Source organism: Mesorhizobium sp. LEGMi-168a, from assembly GCF_058312955.1.
Genome location: NZ_JBZEGV010000002.1, coordinates 459288 through 474909 on the forward strand (window position 1 = coordinate 459288; position 15622 = coordinate 474909).

The following is a 15622-nucleotide window of genomic DNA, read 5'->3' on the forward strand; positions in this document are numbered from 1 at the left end:
CCACTCCAGCACAATGGAACCCATCCAGTCGAAAGCAACGCAGGGCCGCGTCGCCGACGCCCCGAGCGGCCATTGGGTCTACCGGGTGCTGCCGCGCTGGCTGTGGCCCTACGCGCAGCTTGCGCGCTGGGACCGGCCGATCGGCTGGCAATTGCTCTTATGGCCTTGCTGGTGGTCGGCCGCCCTTGCGGCAAGCGCCTATCCACGACCGACGGACCCGCTGCTGACGCTGTTGCCGGCGCCCTGGTACCTGTTGCTGTTTTTCAGCGGCGCCGTCGCCATGCGGGGCGCAGGCTGCACCTATAACGACATTGTCGACGAGGACATCGACAACCAGGTCGAGCGCACCCGCTCGCGGCCGCTACCGGCCGGCAAGGTGACGCGCCGCCAGGCGTGGGCGTTCCTGATCATCCAGGCGCTGGTCGGGCTTGGCGTTCTTTTGCAGTTCAACAGCTTCGCCATTCCGCTCGGCATCGTCTCGCTCGTTATCGTCGCCGTCTATCCGTTCATGAAGCGCATCACCAACTGGCCGCAATTCGTGCTTGGGCTGGCCTTCTCCTGGGGCGCGCTGATGGGATGGGCGGTCGAGTTCGGCGATCTCGATGGCCCCGCCATCACGCTCTATATCGGCTCGATCCTATGGGTGATCGGCTACGACACGATCTATGCGCATCAGGACAAGGAAGACGACGCCATCGTCGGCGTGCGCTCGACGGCGCGGCTCTTCGGCGACAACACCAAGACCTGGCTGGTCGGGCTCTATGGCGGCACGCTCGTCTGCTTCGCCATCGCCTTCGCTTCGGCCCAGGTGCCGATGCCGGCGCTGGCCGGGCTGATCGCCGCCGGCGCGCATATGGCGCGCCAGATCATCCGGCTCGACATCAACGATCCGGATCAGTGCCTGAGGCTGTTCAAGTCGAACAACCAGGTCGGCTGGCTGATATTTCTGGGGCTGATCGGCGGCGCGCTGTGGGTGGCGCTGAAGCCGCTGGTGTAGCGGGGCGCTCCCTTCTCCCCTTGTGGGAGAAGGTGTCGCCGAAGGCGACGGATGAGGGGTGCTCCAGGGAACACCAACCTCTCACTCCGCTGGAACACCCCTCATCCGTCTCGGCGCTGCGCGCCGATCCACCTTCTCCCACAAGGGGAGAAGGGGGGTTGTGCTACTCCCGCGCAATAATCTCCTGGCCGTCGATGACCAGTCTCAGGCCAAGATCACCGGTCCTGCGGCGCGCCAGGAAGCGCGGGCGGCGCATGTTGGAGACACGGCCCTTGCGGCGTTCCTGCGGCGGCAGCGCCTTGATGGCGGCGCCGAGCGATTCCTCCAGCGTGCGGGCAATGCCGTCGGCCTCGATCAAAAGCATCGGCAGGCGATAGGCGTCGGCCCAGGCGCGCCAGTCGGCGGCGACGTCGTCGAGATCGTCGGCGACAAGCAGCGGCACCGACAGCATCGGATCATTGTGCAGAAGTTCCAGCGTCACCGTGACGTTGCCGTCCGGATCTTCCATGGCGCGGGCGGCGACGCCGCGGAACGCGTTGGCGGGCAGCGCGATGATCGCCGGCACGCCGCTCATCTCCAGCATGCGGCGGATGACCGCGCCACGCTGATCGATGGTGAAGGTTACATCGCCATAGTCATCGCGCGTGGCATAGCTTACCATCTGCGGCAGGCGAAACGGGTCGAGACGCATGTTGCGCCCCGCCCAGACTGGCTTCAGTCCAGTGTTCATCGAATGCCTTCCCTGTTTCTCCTGAGGGCCGTTTTCCGGTTCTCTCAGGGCCGGTTTTTCCGGCCTCGTTATGGGAGAAACATTAGCGCTCGCTTCTTACCGCCGCGCTTAAGAAAGTCGGTTAAATTTTGCTGATCGGAGCCGATGGTTATCGGAATGCGACCAACTACCAGATGTTGGAAGGATCAGATAACCTTACCGGGATTCATGATGCCGGCCGGATCGAACGCCGCTTTGACGCGGCGCATCAGGTCGATTGCCATCGGCGGCGCCGTGGCGATCAGTTCGTCGCGCTTCAACTGGCCGATGCCGTGCTCGGCCGAGATCGAGCCGTGGAAGGAGCGCACGACCTCGTGCACGGCATTGTTCATCGGGCGGTAGAGACCGAGGAACGCTTCGTCGTCGCCGCCTTCGGGGCGCGAAATGTTATAGTGCAAATTGCCGTCGCCCATATGGCCGAAGCAGACCACGCGCGCGCCGGGGCTGACCGACGCGACAGCAGTTGCCGCCGTCTCGATGAAATCCGGGATCGCGGCGATCGGCACCGAGATGTCGTGCTTGATCGAGGCGCCCTCCGGCTTCTGGCACTCGGGGAGCGTCTCGCGGAAATTCCAGAAGGCATCGCCCTGGGCAAGGCTCGCCGCGACCACCGCGTCGCCGACGATGCCTTGCTCGAGGCCGGCCGAAAGAATCTCCTCGATCAGTGTCCTGCCGTCTTCTTCAGAGCGGCCGGAGGAAACCTGCATCAACACATACCATGGCCAGTCGTCGGCCAGCGGCCGCGTGATGCCTTGGCCGTGCCGAAGCGTGAAGTCGTAAGGCCTCTTGGCGATCAGCTCGAACGCGGTGAGCGCCGCGCCAGCGCGGTCCATCGCCAGGGTGAACAGCGAAAGCGCCGCTTGAGCCGAAGACAGGCCGGCAAAGGCAACCTCCCTGCCCTTCGGCTTGGGAAACAGTTTCAGCACCGCGGCGGTGATGACGCCGAGCGTGCCCTCGGCGCCGACGAAGAGGTTCTTCAAATCGTAGCCGGTATTGTCCTTCTTCAGCTTGCGCAGATCGTCGAACACCTCGCCGGTCGGCAGCACCACCTCGACGCCGAGGCAGAGCTCGCGCGCATTGCCATAGGCAAGCACGCCGGTGCCGCCGGCATTGGAGGACAGATTGCCGCCGATCTGGCAAGAGCCTTGCGCCGCGAGCGACAGCGGAAACAGCCGTCCGGCGGCGTCGGCGGCTTCCTGCAGCGTTTGCAGGATGACGCCCGCCTCCGCAGTGACCGTGTTCGACAGCACATCGATCTCGCGGATGCGGTTCAGCCGCGACAGCGACAGCACGATGTCATGGCCGGATTTGTCCGGCACCTGTGCGCCGACCAGGCCGGTATTGCCGCTCTGCGGCACGACCGGCGTTCCGGTCTCGGTCGCCAGCCGCATGATACGGCTCACCTCCTCGACGCTGCCTGGCCTCAGCACCAGCGATGTCCGGCCATGCCATAGGCCGCGCCGCTCGGTGATGTAGGGCGCGATGTCGCCATGGCTGCGCAGCGCGTACTTGTCGCCGACAATGGCCGCGAAGCGGTCGATGAGGGCAGGATCGAGATCAAAAGGCTGGTCGTTCATGAGCCAGAACCTAGAGCAATTCCAGGAAAAGTGTGAAGCGGTTTTCCGTCCGGAATTGCGTCAAAACAAAGAGATAGGCTCAGGCGATCTTGTCACGCGGGGCGGCGGCGCGGACGAGCCGGTCGTTGATCGCCTCGCCCAGCCCCTCGAACGGGATCGGCTCGACGGCGATGGTGGCGGCGCCGCTGCGATCCAGCGCCTGCATATAGGCGAAGAGATTGGTGGCCGCCTCGCGCAGATCGCCCGTCTCGGAAAGATTGCGCACCGCGACCGCATCCCGCCAACCTTCGGCGCGATCGCGGCCGAAGGCGAGCAGCGCCTCGCCGCCGGCGATCTTGCCGACGTTGAGTCGCATCGCTGCGCCCGGCGCGTAATGCGAGGCGAGCATGCCCGGCGCCTCGATGCCGGCGGCGCCGCGCTGCAGTTTTACACCGGCAACCGCTTCGATCTCATCAGCGGCAATGCCGCCAGGCCGCAGCAGCCTCAGCTTGCCGTCCTCGATCTTGACGATGGCCGATTCCAGGCCGACGGGCGTCGCGCCGCCATCGACCACCAGCCTGATCCTGTCGCCGAGATCGGCGGCAACAGCTCCTGCCGTCGTGGCGCTGATTTTGCCGGAGGAATTGGCGCTGGGGGCGGCGAGCGGCCGGCCGAGCCGCGCGATCAGCTCGCCGCCGAAGCCCCTGGGCATGCGCAGCGCGATGGTGTCCAGCCCTGCGGTGACCAGCGGATGGATGCCGTTTTGCGCGCGCTGCCGCAGCACCAGCGTCAGCGGACCCGGCCAGAAGACCTCGGCGAGCCTGGCCGACAGCGGATCAAAGTCAGCGATGCGGCTTGCCATGGCGAGATCGGCGACATGGGCGATCAGCGGATTGAAGCGCGGGCGGCCCTTGGCCTCGAAGATACGCGCCACCGCGGCGCCATTGGTGGCATCGCCCGCAAGCCCGTAGACGGTCTCGGTCGGGATGGCGACGACATCGCCGCCTTCGAGCAGCGCCAGCGCCCGCTCCATCGCCTCGCCGACGGCAAGTATCTCAGCCAAATCCGTCACCAGTCATTGAATACGCCGGTCCCCTAATACGGTGGGCAATGCGGGGCAAGGGTGGGTATTGGCGATTTATCAATCCCTAAAATGTTAAGTTTCAACGCAAGCCGGCATCAATTCGCCGCCACTAGGCTGCGGATTTCCGGTTGTTGGGCTCGGGGAGTTATCGTGATGCGTATGCTTTGCCTTGACGCAATTCCGCAAGGAAGGCTACGGCGAAGTCGCCGAGCCCAACCGCTACACACATTTCCTGGAATTGCTCTAGCGGCGGTCGGTATCGGGTTTTTGGCGACGGCCGGTTTGGCGCAGGCTTCGTCCATCGTGGTGCCTGGCGTTCCGACCTCGACGCCATCCGTGGTCAGGCTGGCCGCGATCGAGCCCGGCAAGGTCTCTGCGGCTTCCACGCCATCCGTGGTTGCGCTCAGCGAGCCAATGCCAGCCGTCACCAACGAGAAAGTCGCGGCGATCCCGGAGAAGTCCGGGCAGAGACACGCGCAGACGCCGATGATCATTCGCGGCGGCATCGTCGGCGGCGCCCCCGCGACGGCCGTAGCGACCGCCTCAGCCAAGTCCACCACGCCTGCGGCCGCGACACCGGCAAACGGCACCACGCCCGCCGCCGCCACGCCTCCGAACGGCACCGCAGCAGCAGCCCCGAACGGAGACACCAAGACGGCTGACAATAAGCCGGCCGACAACAAGGCCGCCGCGACAGCAAGCGCGGCAGACGACCAGCCGCAGCCTGAAGCCCAACCGCAAGAGGCCCCGATACCGCCGCGCTTCAGCAAGGCAATGTAGACGCGGCAACCCTTGAGGACTGACAGAAAAGGGGCGACGCCTGCCGCGTCGCCCCTCTTTCTTTTCAAGCGACGAGAAACGGCTCAGGCCGCTTCTTCCTTGTCGTCGTCCTCGGACTCGTCGTCCTCGCCGTCTTCATCCTCGTCGTCGGCCGAGGCTTTGGCTTCGTCGCCGTCCTCGCCATCCTCGTCTTCGTCCGAGGCAGTGGCTTCCTCATCGGCGTCTTCGTCCTCATCGTCGCCGTCGGCTTCTTCGCCTTCTTCGTCATCGTCGTCAGACGGTTCGGCGGCTTCGATCGCCGCGGCGGCGGCATGGTCGAGGATGTTGTCGGAAGCGGATTCGATGCCCTCGGCGGCGGCCGGGGTCTCTTCGGTCAATTCGATATCGTCAACGGAATTCATGGCATGCCTCCGTGGTTTGGGAACGTCTTTTGTCTGATGCATGTCGTTGTCCCAGAACCGCTGCACACTTCTGGGCGACATGCATTAGTTCTCCCACGTGGAGGTCATCGTCATATGACTGTAAGCCGGCTCCGGCGCATTAAATTTCGGACGTCGAATTGTTGAAGCGTGCCTGCATTCTAGCGAAAGCAGGCTGCTTCGAACGTGCGATTTTTGAGCTGTCAGCCGACGATTTTTGAAAAATCGGCGACCTGGTCGGTGGCGGCGCGGATGCGGGCGAGCAGGGCGAGGCGGTTGGCGCGCACGGCCTGATCCTCATCATTCACGAGAACGCCTTCAAAGAATGAATCAACCGGCTCACGCAACACGCTAAGCGTCAGCATAGCGGCGGAAAAATCTTCATTTTGAATCGCTTGCCCGGCTTCCTTCTCGGCCTGATTCACCGCAACAAACAGCCTCTTTTCCGCGTCCTCGCGAAACAGCGCCGGCTCAACAGTGTCGGCGACCAGTGTCTTCTTCTTCTCCTCTGCGGTCAGGATGTTGGCGGCACGCTTGGTGCCGGCGAGCAGGTTCTTGCCGTCCTCGGTGTCGAGCAAGGAGCCCAGCGCCTCGACGCGGCGCACGATCTGCAGCAGGTCGTCATTCGGCGATTGGCCAATCTCCCCCCTTGTGGGGGAGATGCCCGGCAGGGCAGAGGGGGGCGCGACAGAACGAGAGGCCGGCGGGACAGCGCCCCCCTCTGTCGGCTTCGCCGACATCTCCCCCACAAGGGGGGAGATTGGGCGCGAGCCCGCCGACAGCACAGCATCAATCAAGTCATACCGAGCGCCGTTTTCGCGAAGATAGACCTTCAGGCGGTCGTGGAAGAAGGCCAGGAGATCGCGAGCCTTTGCGTCATCTCCCACAATCTCTGCGCCTAGATGAAGGCCAAGTCCGCTGCGGAAGCACTCACCTAGATGGAGCCGCAACTGATTTTCCAAAATGAGCCGGATGGAGCCCAGTGCCGCTCGACGGAGAGCAAATGGATCGCCTGAGCTCGTTGGCTTCTCATTCACAAACCAGAATCCGGTGAGCGTGTCGAGCTTGTCGGCAAGCGCCACGGCAACCGATACCGGGTCGGTGGGCACGCGATCGGACGGGCCTTGCGGCTTGTAGTGCTCCTCGGCGGCCGCGGCGACGGACGGATGCTCGCCCTGCAGCAACGCATATTTGCGGCCCATGGCGCCCTGCAGTTCCGGGAACTCGCCGACCACCTCGGTCTGCAGATCGGCCTTGGCCAGCACCGCGGCGCGGGCGACGAGCGCGGCAATCTCCCCCCTTGAGGGGGAGATGTCGCCGAAGGCGACAGAGGGGGTCGTCTCGCCTGGAGCGCCGACGCTGTCCCTCGTCGCGGAAGACGTTGGCGCCTCACGCGCGGCGACCCCCTCTGGCCTGCCGGCCATCTCCCCCTCAAGGGGGGAGATCGACTTCGCCACTACCGGCGCCAATTCTTCAGCGAGCTTCTTGATCCGCGCGACCCGCGCGCCCTGCGTACCGAGCTTGGCGTGGAAGGTCACGTTGAGATGATCGAGGCGCGCCATGCGCTGGTCGAGCGGCTTCTTCAAATTCAGATCGAACTTTGCAGCGGACTCTTGCAGTTGGTCGAGGTCCGGCAGGTCGCCCTGGTCGGTCTTCCAGAAATAGAGCGCGTCGGAGAGGCGCGCCCTGACCACCTTGCCATTGCCGTATGCGATCTCCTTGCCGCCGTCGGACGCCTCGATGTTGGCGACCAGGACGAAGCGGTTGGAGAGATCCTCGGCCACGCCATGCGGCCGGGTGACGAAACACTTCTGGTTGGCGCGAATGGTCAGCCGGATGACCTCGGCCGGAATGGTGAGGAAATCCTGCTCGAACTCGCCCATCAGCACGACCGGCCATTCGACCAAGCCGGAGACTTCCTCGAGCAGACCTTCGTCCTCGACGAGGTCGAGGCCATTGGCGAAGGCGATGTTACGGGCGTCGGCGAGGATGATCTCCTTGCGCCGGTCGGCGTCGAGCACGACCTTGGCCGCCCCGAGCTTGGCCGCGTAGTCATCAAAGCGGCGAACGGTGATCGGGCCCGGCGCGTGGAAGCGGTGGCCAAAGGTGATGTTGCTGGAGCGGATGCCGTCGATCTCGAAATCGACCACCACCGGCTCCTCGGTCTCCGGGCCGAAGGTGCAGACGATCGATTGCAGCGGCCGCACCCAGCGCAGCGAGCCGGGCTTGGCCGAGGCTGGCCCCCAGCGCATCGACTTCGGCCAGGGGAAGGCTTTGATGATGCCGGGCACCAATTCGGCGATGATTGCTTCCGCCGCCCTGCCCGGCTTCGAGATGTGGGCGATGTAGAAATCACCCTTCTTAGGGTCCGAATGGACGTGCGCCTCGGCGATCGATGAAAGGCCGGCCTTGCGCAGGAAGCCCTGCACAGCCTGCTCGGGCGCCGTGGTCGAGGGACCCTTGATCTCCTCGCGAATGTCCTTGGAGCGCGCGGTCAGCCCGCGGATGTCGAGCGCCAGGCGCCGCGGCGTCCAATATTCGCGCGCCGCCTCATAGGTGAGACCCGCCTCGACCAGACCGTCGGTCAGCATCTTGCGAAGATCGCCCGCCGCCTTGCGCTGCATGCGGGCAGGGATTTCCTCGGAGCGAAGTTCGAGCAACAAATCCGGCATCAGAGTTTCTCCACCCGCATGCCTCTTTCCTGTTTGCGCGTCCTCACGCCTTCGGCGTTGCGGTCGCGCGGGCAGGCGGGGATTTCCTCGGAGCGGAGTTCGAGAAGCAAGTCGGGCATAGGTTGGCTCCCTACCCTCCCCATGATGGGGAGGGTCGGCGCGGCAGCGCCGGTGTCACGAATGCGCGGGAAATAGCAACTCGGCTCGCCGCTGTCACCCTGCCTGCCGATCGCCAGTTCGACCTATTTCAGGAAATTTTCAGGTCTTTGTCGGGACGACGCGGGTTCGCCCGTCCTAAGACCAGCAAATCCCATGAACCAAACGCGGCACTGAAGCGACCAACGCTCAGGCGGAGAACTATTGGCTGAACGACGATGAAGACGGCATCGAGAACCCTGCAGATCCTGGCACTGAGCGCATGCTTGGCCGCGCAGATGCATGGCACGTTCACGATGCCGGGGGTGAGGCAAGCGCTGCGCACGATCGATGGCGCAACGGCCCAAATCGCATTGCCGATCGCTGCCGCTACCGAAATCGCAAAGCCCGTGCTGGGTTAAGCCGCCAGCCCGCCCGCCTGCGTCTTCAGGAACGCCTCCCCGCAAGCTTTCGCCAGGTTGCGCACGCGCAGGATGTAGCTCTGGCGCTCGGTGACGGAAATCACGCCGCGCGCATCAAGCAGGTTGAAGACATGGCTTGCCTTGATGCACTGGTCGTAGGCCGGAAAGACGAGGCGGTGATACCCCTCCCCCTTGAGGGGAGGGTGGCCCGAAGGGCCGGGAGGGGTCGCCCGCGACGGACTCGGCGCCTTATTTGTGGTGCCTTCTGATAGGACCCCCTCTGCCCTGCCGGGCATCTCCCCCTCAAGGGGGGAGATTGGCGCGCCGGCGTTGAGCAGCGCCTTGCACTCGGTCTCGGCATCCTCGAAATGCCGAAGCAGCATCGCCGTGTTGGCGAATTCGAAATTGTGGCGCGAATATTCCTGCTCGGCCTGCAGGAAGACGTCGCCATAGGTGACCTTCTCGGCGCCCTCACGGCCGTTGAAGTTCAGGTCGTAGACATTGTCGACGCCCTGCACATACATGGCGAGGCGCTCGAGCCCATAGGTGAGCTCACCCGCCACCGGCGCGCATTCGATGCCGCAGACCTGCTGGAAATAGGTGAACTGCGACACTTCCATGCCGTCGCACCAGCACTCCCAGCCGAGACCCCAGGCGCCGAGCGTCGGGCTTTCCCAGTCGTCCTCGACGAAGCGGATGTCATGCAGCAGCGGATCGACGCCGATCGCCTCGAGCGAGCCGAGATAGAGCTCCTGCAGGTTCGGCGGGTTCGGCTTCAGGATCACCTGGTACTGATAGTAATGCTGCAGCCGGTTCGGGTTTTCGCCGTAGCGACCGTCTTTCGGGCGGCGTGACGGCTGCACGTAAGCCGCGTTCCAGCGCAGGGGCCCGAGCGCGCGCAAGGTGGTCGCCGGATGGAAGGTGCCGGCACCGACTTCCATGTCGTAGGGCTGCAGGATGACGCAGCCATAAGCCGCCCAGTAATTGTGCAAAGTCAGGATCAGCCCCTGGAAGGAGCGGCTGGGATGCATGTGGGCAGGAATCTCGATGGTCACGGCGGCCTCGCAAAGCGCAGGATTGCGCATTCCCTAGTTGCCGGGCCGGCGAGCGTCAAGGCAGGGCGCCGTATCACGGAGAGGTTGAACGCTTTGCCGGCGGCTGGCCCATTGCCGGGCGGTCATGCTGGCCGTTTGCTCGCCCGAGCCACAACGACAAAGGTCCCGCCATGCCCGGTCAACTCACCGTCCGTCCCGTCACCCGGCAGGACTACGAGCAATGGCTGCCGCTCTGGGACGGCTACAACGCCTTCTACGGCCGTTCGGGAGAGACGGCGCTTGCCGGCGAGATCACCCGGATGACCTGGTCGCGCTTCTTCGATGCCTATGAGCCGGTGCATGCGCTGGTGGCAGAGCGCGACGGCAGGCTTCTCGGCCTCGTCCACTATCTCTATCACCGCTCGACCATCGCGATCGCGCCGAACTGCTATTTGCAGGATCTTTTCACCTCTGAGGCCGCGCGAGGCCAGGGCGTCGGCCGGGCGCTGATCGAAGGCGTCTACGAACGCGCAAAAGCCGCCGGCTCAGGCCGCGTCTACTGGCTGACGCACGAGACCAACCACACCGCCATGCAGCTCTACAACAAAATCGGCGAGCGTTCGGGGTTCGTCGTCTACCGCAAGATGTTTTGACGGAGCGGCTGAAAGAATTACGGGGCGCGAGCGCCCCGTAAAATGCTGATCTGAAGCTCAGCCCTTCGGCGGCGCTGTCGGTGGGACCGGCTTGACCTTCGGGGTCTCCTGCGCCGTGTTGGATTCGATCGGCGGCAGGCCCTTGAGCAGCTTCTGCTGCAGGGCGGCGAGCACGTCCGGGTCCGGCTTCAGGTCGCGTGCCTGCGTCCACTGGAAGGTCGCTTCCAGCTTGCGGCCGACGCGCCAGTAGGCGTCGCCCAGGTGATCGTTGAGGACCGGATCCTCCGGCTTCAGCGACACGGCACGCTCCATTTCGCGGACGGCGTCGTCGTAGCGGCCGAGGCGGTAATAGGCCCAGCCCAGCGAATCGACGATGTAGCCGTCGCTTGGCCTGAGATCCACGGCCTTCTGGATCATCGCCAGGCCTTCCTTGAGGTTCATGTTCATGTCGACCCAGGAATAGCCGAGATAGTTCAGAACCTGAGGCTGGTCGGGCTGCAGCTCCAGCGCCTTGCGGAAATTGGGCTCGGCCTTCGGCCATTCCTTCAGCCGCTCGTAGGCGATGCCGCGCTGGTAGAAGATATTCCAGTTGGCGGCGGTCGGCGTCTTCAGCTGATCGACCGCCTTGTCGTAGAGATTGGCGGCCGAACGGAAATCCTCCTTGGAGGAGTAGACGCCGCCGAGCGCGAGATAGCCGCGCATGTCGGTCGGATGCGCATCGACATAGCCCTTGAGGTGCGCGATGGCTTCGTCGTGGCGGTCGATGTCGGCAAGGTTCAGGCCAAGCTGCAGCTCCGAGAGCTCCTTCAGCGGCGAGGTGGCCGGAATGCGGCGATAGAGGGCGATCGCGCCCTCGCCGTCCTTCAACTGCTCGGCGACGGCAGCAAGCTGCACGAGAGCCGCGTCGCTGTCCGGCTTCAGCGCCAGCGCATATTGCAGATAGAGCCGCACGAAAGGCTCGCCGCCGCCACGATTGAGCGCGGTGGCGAGGTCGAGCAGGATCTCCGAGGCGCCGTCGGCCGGGGTGGCGACCAAGGGCTCGATCTTGTCGCCCTTGTTGATCCTGTCGCGCAGCGTGGTGATTTCCAGCTTGCCCGGCGCGAAGGCTTCGGCCTGGTTGAGCACGGCAAGCGCCTTCGACTTGTCGCCCTTGCGGGCGAGGAAGGAGGCATAGGCCTGGGCGTTGCGCATCCATGTCTCGGGCGCGGAGCCGCCTGCGGCGGTGTCGGCCAGAGTGGCGGCGTAGATTTCATCGGCCTTGTCGGAAAGGCCGGCGGCGTCGGCGATCAGCGCGCGGTGGAAGGACTTGAACAGGCCGAACCAGTCCGGCCCCTTGAGCTTGTCGATCGAAGCCATCGCCTCGGAGGCATCGCCAGCGCCTTCCTTGGCCCAGCCGTCCATGACGCCGGAGAGCAGCCGGTCGAGATCGGATTCGAGCGAGAGCTTCAGCCAGTACTGGGCCTTGGTGTAGTCCTTCTTGTGGAAGGAATCGACGGCAAGCGCCAGGCGCGAGAAGCGCTCGACATCGGGCACTTCCTTGAGCTTGTCGGCATAGACCAGCGATTCCTCGAAGCGGCCTTGCGCGACCAGCGCCAGCATCAGGCTCTGCTGCAGTTCGGTGTCGTTGGGGGCAAAGGCCAGCGCCTGCTTGTAGTAGGCGATGGCATTGTCGAGATCGTTGTCGCTTTCGGCGATGTGGGCGGCAAGATAGGCGCCCGAGAAGGACGTGATCTGGATCGGTTGGGCGTTTTCCTTGGCATGGGCAGGCAGCACCGAAAGCGCCACACCCGCTAAAAATGCCAGCCTTGTCAGCCAGCGCGCACGTCCTTGCCGCATTGTATCCCTTTCAGCCAGACGCGATCCCGCCCTTGGCGGACCGCCCACAGACTCGACCTTTTCCGAACAAAGCATGGCCTTTTTGGGGTCAGGCTTCAATCCGGCGCGAATCACAATTGTGCCGCTCAACAGAGCATGGCCACCGGAAATAATATCTGCATCCAGCCTTGACGTCGATCGCCCGTCTGGCTGATGCGCCGATCCCCATGGCAGTCGATCGTACTACAAACGGGTAGAGTGGAACCCCTCGGCGGCAACGGCATCGCAGAGGTTGGCCCATTCGCAGCCCAGACATGCCGCGCGCGTGCGCCTTGCCGAAAAGGCTTCCCGCATCGTGGTCAGGCGCGCCGCACCGAGGCTGAAACGGGCGCCTACCTCAACCGGCCGGCCCAGCAGTTCCCTCATATCCCGCGCGGCGAGCCCGTCCCGCTCCTTGGCGCTTTCACGCAGACAATGCGGCTCGGGCTCGCTGAGCAGCGGGGCGCAGATGTCGTCCGGCCCGGAAACGATCAGGACCGCCTCGCCCTCGCCCAGCCGCCTCACCACCTTGTCGTAGTTGGCGGTGAAGGCGGGCGAGTAGCCCTTGCCGACATAGGTCAGCAGGCAGGGCAGATGATGGGCGCGCAGCCTGACGGTCATCGCGCATTACGCGCGTGGGTCGCGCGGTTCCGCCCGATAGGTGGAAAAGAGCTTCAGCGTCGCGGCGCCCAGCGCCGACTTCAGCAGGCCGCCGACGATGAAGGGCAGGAAGCCGAAGGTGATGGCCTTCCCGGCGCCGATCATGGCGGCAAGCCAGGCCGTGCCGAGAACCAGGCACAGAAGATTGCCGATGAGCATGGCGGCGAAGGCAAGCGTCACGCGATTGCCGTTCCAGCCGCGTTCGGCCAGCCAGCCGACGACAGCGCCGACGACCGGGAAGGAGAAGAGGTAGCCGCCGGTCGGGCCGACGAAATGCTGCACGCCGGCGGCGCTGCCCGCCAGAACCGGGAAGCCTGCCGCGCCCTCGACGAGCCAGGCCGCAATGGTGAGCGCGCCGAACCGCCAGCCGTAAAGCGCGCCGACCAGCGTCACGGCGAAGGTCTGCATGGTCACCGGAACCGGCACCATCGGCACTTCGATGTAGGACGACAGCGCCAGGAACAGCGAACCGAGAACGACGGCGCCGACTTTCCAAGTGACGGAGCGGCTATCCAGCCTGAGCGGGCTGAAGGAGGGCTTGCGGGTCGAAACGGCGATGTTTGTCACGGTGATGTCCCTGGCCGGATTGAAATTATAGATAATTTTTGCATTCGATCTATTATCGAATCCATATTTTTGCAGAGATGGCAAGCGCTGCATCGCGGAAACGTGGATCGACGAGCGATGAGGCTGAGCCATTCAGGGGGGGGGTATTAGGGTGCCCAAAACCGACATTTGGCGGCGACAGCGCGCTGAAAGGTAGCTGCGTCTGCGTTCTCGCTAGCCAACGATGGCGAAGGCGTCGCGGGTTCTGCCGGAAGCGGTCTTGATTGGTTTCTGGCCGATCCATTGCACGTGCCGGCCAAGCGTGGCGGCGGCCGATTCGATATTGCCCTGCCGGAGCGCGCTCAGAATTGCGCGGTGATCCTGGTCGGTGCGGGTTTCCCATTCGGAACGCCAGGCGGCGAACAGGAAGCGGGCGCTCGCGGCGTGCAGATCGTCGATGGTGGAAAGCAGCCTCGGCATGTTGCAGGGCGCCAAGATCAAGCGGTGGAAGGTGCGATTGGCCTCTTCCCAGGAACGGACGTCGCGGGATTTGTCGCCCGCCTTGGTCGCTTCCTCGGCCTGGTCGAGGATCGCCGGCGTCAGATGCGGCGCGGCGTGGCGCAGCGCCAGCACTTCGAGCGCGGCGCGCATCTCGGCCACTTCCCTGACCTCGCCGAGGTCGAAAGCGGCAACGCGCACGCCACGGCGCGGCTCGCTGATCGCCAGGCCTTGCGCCTCGAGGCGGCGGAAGGCCTCGCGCACCGGCACGTGGCTGGTGCCGAATTCCTCCGCGACATGGTCCTGGCGTAGCCGCGATCCAGGCTCGATCGCGCCCGAAATGATGCGGTCCGCCAGTTCCTTGCTGATGCGGACGGCGATCGTGTCCTCTGTATTGGCCATACTTTATAGATAATTTGCGCGGTGACCGTTTGTCGAGACGGGCAAAGCGGGAATTCAAGACTTTCGCAATCACGCGTCTTAGACGCCCCAACAAGACAAATGTTCGCGCCGACCGCAGGCGACGGCGATCCGGCACTGGCTCGGGCTCGGGCGCCATCCGCGCCGCAGCCCTACGGAAGGGACGGCAGATTGCAACGCAACCGACGCGATCTTTAAATCAACAGGGCGAATCCCGCAGCCTTGTTGACGCTGTCCTTCACGATCGCAAGCGCGCCGTTCACGATCTTCTCGATCACGGCATCCGTCATCACCGTCATCATGGCGATCGTGGCGATGACATGGAACCTGGCGGTTCGCAAATGCTGCTTGGCACGGGCTTGGCTGAGTTCCCCGTTCGCATATGCCTGCACGATCAACACGATGCGCTGTGCCAGTCCCCGCAGTTCCACGGTTGCCGCGGTGGCTATTGCCTTCCAGCCGTCCCCTGCCACTTTCGTAGCCTGGGCGACGATTTGGGAGCCGATAACGCCGACGTCGAGAGCCATTGTAGTTCCTCCTAGTAGTTTTTCGCGCGCAACGCAGTCAGAGCAACGCGCACCGCCGCGTCGACCTCCTGACTGTCGAGCAATGCCACCGTTGGGGTCAGTTTGCTCGCTTCCCGGTGATCGGCCTCAAGGTCGGCCTCGGCCATTCGCACTCCGCGCACCACAATCGCGATGCAGTTGCCCGAGACATCGAGAGCTTCGGAATCGGCGGCGCCGCCGACCCGCTTTTCGGCATTCGCTATCGCTGCCTGGCTTGTATCGACGCCGGCCGATGCAAGCAGTTGAAGAGCTTTCGATGTGGGGCAGGTCCGGCTGCTGAGAACATCCGCGCGAAGCTGCAGATTGGAAAGGCTTGCCGCCGCCGACGCGTAGTATTTTCTGGCTTCATCGGACTGATAGGATCCCTTTGCCGTGCCGGCATTCATCTGCATGCTCTTGATGAACTCAGCCGACGATTTCTGAAACGCATTCAGCTCGTCATCGATGGCTTTGTCGTATGGCTCGCCAATCACAAACGACGTGCAACCGGACAGAAGGAGGCCAAGCACGACAGGCAGGATTCTGTTCATAGGACGACACATTGACGAAAACCCAGG

At 64.2% G+C, this 15622-nt stretch carries 16 protein-coding genes; 4 read left to right on the plus strand and 12 right to left on the minus strand.

Annotated features, from left to right (window positions below; genetic code table 11):
• Positions 1-13 precede the first annotated feature (13 nt).
• Entirely contained in the window at positions 14-997 is a 984-nt protein-coding gene (gene ubiA, locus AC4FWB_RS05465) for a 4-hydroxybenzoate octaprenyltransferase (protein ID WP_491024786.1), read from the plus strand.
• A gap of 163 nt (positions 998-1160) precedes the next feature.
• Here the strand turns inward: ubiA and AC4FWB_RS05470 are convergent, their stop codons facing one another.
• From AC4FWB_RS05470 to AC4FWB_RS05480, 3 genes are all read right to left on the minus strand, one after another.
• A complete protein-coding gene (locus tag AC4FWB_RS05470) occupies positions 1161-1727 on the minus strand; it encodes a DUF6101 family protein (RefSeq protein ID WP_491024787.1) in 567 nt (188 codons plus the stop codon).
• A 185-nt stretch (positions 1728-1912) separates the two neighbouring features.
• Entirely contained in the window at positions 1913-3343 is a 1431-nt protein-coding gene (locus AC4FWB_RS05475; protein ID WP_491024788.1) for an FAD-binding oxidoreductase, read from the minus strand.
• Between the two features lie 79 nt (positions 3344-3422).
• Entirely contained in the window at positions 3423-4385 is a 963-nt protein-coding gene (locus AC4FWB_RS05480; protein ID WP_491024790.1) for an L-threonylcarbamoyladenylate synthase, read from the minus strand.
• A 303-nt stretch (positions 4386-4688) separates the two neighbouring features.
• Between AC4FWB_RS05480 and AC4FWB_RS05485 the strand changes: the two genes are divergently transcribed.
• Complete coding sequence (locus AC4FWB_RS05485; RefSeq protein WP_491024791.1) at positions 4689-5186, plus strand: hypothetical protein; 498 nt, start codon at positions 4689-4691, stop codon at positions 5184-5186.
• Positions 5187-5269: 83 nt separating this feature from the next.
• Here AC4FWB_RS05485 and AC4FWB_RS05490 read toward each other — a convergent pair whose 3' ends face one another.
• Together AC4FWB_RS05490 and glyS are read right to left on the minus strand one after the other, a co-directional pair.
• Entirely contained in the window at positions 5270-5587 is a 318-nt protein-coding gene (locus AC4FWB_RS05490; RefSeq protein WP_491024792.1) for an ATPase, read from the minus strand.
• Between the two features lie 221 nt (positions 5588-5808).
• Complete coding sequence (glyS, locus tag AC4FWB_RS05495) at positions 5809-8277, minus strand: glycine--tRNA ligase subunit beta (RefSeq protein ID WP_491024793.1); 2469 nt, start codon at positions 8275-8277, stop codon at positions 5809-5811.
• 374 nt (positions 8278-8651) lie between these two features.
• Between glyS and AC4FWB_RS05500 the strand changes: the two genes are divergently transcribed.
• Positions 8652-8834 (plus strand): hypothetical protein, encoded by a 183-nt coding sequence (locus AC4FWB_RS05500; protein ID WP_491024794.1) that lies wholly within the window; start codon positions 8652-8654, stop codon positions 8832-8834.
• On the opposite strand, the gene AC4FWB_RS05505 is transcribed toward AC4FWB_RS05500, so the two are convergent.
• Positions 8831-9919, minus strand: a complete 1089-nt coding sequence (locus AC4FWB_RS05505) for a glycine--tRNA ligase subunit alpha (protein ID WP_491024795.1) — start codon at positions 9917-9919, stop codon at positions 8831-8833. The genes AC4FWB_RS05500 and AC4FWB_RS05505 overlap by 4 nt on opposite strands.
• A gap of 140 nt (positions 9920-10059) precedes the next feature.
• Between AC4FWB_RS05505 and AC4FWB_RS05510 the strand changes: the two genes are divergently transcribed.
• Positions 10060-10521 (plus strand): GNAT family N-acetyltransferase, encoded by a 462-nt coding sequence (locus AC4FWB_RS05510; RefSeq protein ID WP_491024796.1) that lies wholly within the window; start codon positions 10060-10062, stop codon positions 10519-10521.
• Positions 10522-10578: 57 nt separating this feature from the next.
• Here the strand turns inward: AC4FWB_RS05510 and AC4FWB_RS05515 are convergent, their stop codons facing one another.
• The 6 genes from AC4FWB_RS05515 to AC4FWB_RS05540 form a co-directional block, all read right to left on the minus strand.
• A complete protein-coding gene (locus tag AC4FWB_RS05515; RefSeq protein ID WP_491024797.1) occupies positions 10579-12357 on the minus strand; it encodes a tetratricopeptide repeat protein in 1779 nt (592 codons plus the stop codon).
• A gap of 222 nt (positions 12358-12579) precedes the next feature.
• Entirely contained in the window at positions 12580-12996 is a 417-nt protein-coding gene (locus AC4FWB_RS05520; RefSeq protein ID WP_491024798.1) for a DUF1284 domain-containing protein, read from the minus strand.
• Between the two features lie 6 nt (positions 12997-13002).
• Positions 13003-13602: a biotin transporter BioY gene (locus AC4FWB_RS05525; protein WP_491024799.1), complete on the minus strand. Its 600-nt coding sequence runs from the start codon at positions 13600-13602 to the stop codon at positions 13003-13005.
• Between the two features lie 213 nt (positions 13603-13815).
• The gene (locus tag AC4FWB_RS05530; protein WP_491024800.1) at positions 13816-14481 is read right to left on the minus strand and encodes a GntR family transcriptional regulator; all 666 of its coding nucleotides are present in this window, start codon (positions 14479-14481) and stop codon (positions 13816-13818) included.
• Positions 14482-14693: 212 nt separating this feature from the next.
• Entirely contained in the window at positions 14694-15026 is a 333-nt protein-coding gene (locus AC4FWB_RS05535; RefSeq protein ID WP_491024801.1) for a hypothetical protein, read from the minus strand.
• Positions 15027-15037: 11 nt separating this feature from the next.
• Positions 15038-15595, minus strand: coding sequence for a hypothetical protein (locus AC4FWB_RS05540; RefSeq protein ID WP_491024802.1), 558 nt, complete (start codon positions 15593-15595; stop codon positions 15038-15040).
• Between the last annotated feature and the right edge of the window lie 27 nt (positions 15596-15622).

Bases quoted from the DNA above. Each gene is read 5' to 3' on its own strand.
- ubiA (WP_491024786.1), top strand. From the start codon at position 14: ATGGAACCCATCCAGTCGAAAGCAACGCAGGGCCGCGTCGCCGACGCC.
- AC4FWB_RS05470 (WP_491024787.1), bottom strand. From the start codon at position 1,727: ATGAACACTGGACTGAAGCCAGTCTGGGCGGGGCGCAACATGCGTCTC.
- AC4FWB_RS05475 (WP_491024788.1), bottom strand. From the start codon at position 3,343: ATGAACGACCAGCCTTTTGATCTCGATCCTGCCCTCATCGACCGCTTC.
- AC4FWB_RS05490 (WP_491024792.1), bottom strand. From the start codon at position 5,587: ATGAATTCCGTTGACGATATCGAATTGACCGAAGAGACCCCGGCCGCC.
- glyS (WP_491024793.1), bottom strand. From the start codon at position 8,277: ATGCCGGATTTGTTGCTCGAACTTCGCTCCGAGGAAATCCCTGCCCGC.
- AC4FWB_RS05500 (WP_491024794.1), top strand. From the start codon at position 8,652: ATGAAGACGGCATCGAGAACCCTGCAGATCCTGGCACTGAGCGCATGC.
- AC4FWB_RS05505 (WP_491024795.1), bottom strand. From the start codon at position 9,919: ATGCGCAATCCTGCGCTTTGCGAGGCCGCCGTGACCATCGAGATTCCT.
- AC4FWB_RS05510 (WP_491024796.1), top strand. From the start codon at position 10,060: ATGCCCGGTCAACTCACCGTCCGTCCCGTCACCCGGCAGGACTACGAG.
- AC4FWB_RS05515 (WP_491024797.1), bottom strand. From the start codon at position 12,357: ATGCGGCAAGGACGTGCGCGCTGGCTGACAAGGCTGGCATTTTTAGCG.
- AC4FWB_RS05520 (WP_491024798.1), bottom strand. From the start codon at position 12,996: ATGACCGTCAGGCTGCGCGCCCATCATCTGCCCTGCCTGCTGACCTAT.
- AC4FWB_RS05530 (WP_491024800.1), bottom strand. From the start codon at position 14,481: ATGGCCAATACAGAGGACACGATCGCCGTCCGCATCAGCAAGGAACTG.
- AC4FWB_RS05535 (WP_491024801.1), bottom strand. From the start codon at position 15,026: ATGGCTCTCGACGTCGGCGTTATCGGCTCCCAAATCGTCGCCCAGGCT.
- AC4FWB_RS05540 (WP_491024802.1), bottom strand. From the start codon at position 15,595: ATGAACAGAATCCTGCCTGTCGTGCTTGGCCTCCTTCTGTCCGGTTGC.